1 protein-coding gene is annotated in these 586 nt (G+C 72.7%); it reads left to right on the top strand.

Annotated features, from left to right (window positions below):
* On the top strand, nt 1-586 hold a 586-nt coding region (locus ACSNOH_RS35050), incomplete at both ends, for a signal recognition particle receptor subunit alpha (protein ID WP_436725483.1).

Here is a 586-nt window from a genome sequence, read left to right as displayed (position 1 = left end):
ACGAGGACACGTGGGAGGAGATCGAGGACACCCTGCTGACCGCCGACGTCGGCGTCGCCCCCACGCAGGAGCTCGTCGAGCGCCTCCGCGAGCGCGTGAAGGTCCTCGGCACCCGCACCCCCGAGGAACTGCGCGCCCTGCTCCGCGAGGAGCTGCTCACCCTCATCGGCACCGACGCCGACCGCACCGTCCACACCGAGCCGGGCGTGGGCGTCAACGGCGAGGAGAAGCCCGGCGTCGTCATGGTCGTCGGCGTCAACGGCACCGGTAAGACGACCACGACGGGCAAGCTCGCGCGCGTGCTCGTCGCCGACGGCAAGTCCGTCGTCCTGGGCGCGGCCGACACCTTCCGCGCCGCCGCGGCCGATCAGCTGCAAACCTGGGGCGAGCGCGTCGGCGCCCGCACGGTCCGCGGGCCCGAGGGCGGCGACCCGGCGTCGATCGCCTTCGACGCCGTCAAGGAGGGCATCGCCGAGAACGCCGACGTCGTCCTGATCGACACCGCCGGCCGGCTCCACACCAAGACCGGCCTCATGGACGAGCTCGGCAAGGTCAAGCGGGTCGTCGAGAAGCACGGCTCGGTCGA

Source organism: Streptomyces sp. URMC 127 (genome assembly GCF_051386535.1).
GTDB lineage: Bacteria > Actinomycetota > Actinomycetes > Streptomycetales > Streptomycetaceae > Streptomyces.
Note: the sequence above shows the minus strand (reverse complement) of the source record. Positions and strands in the feature narration are given on the sequence as shown.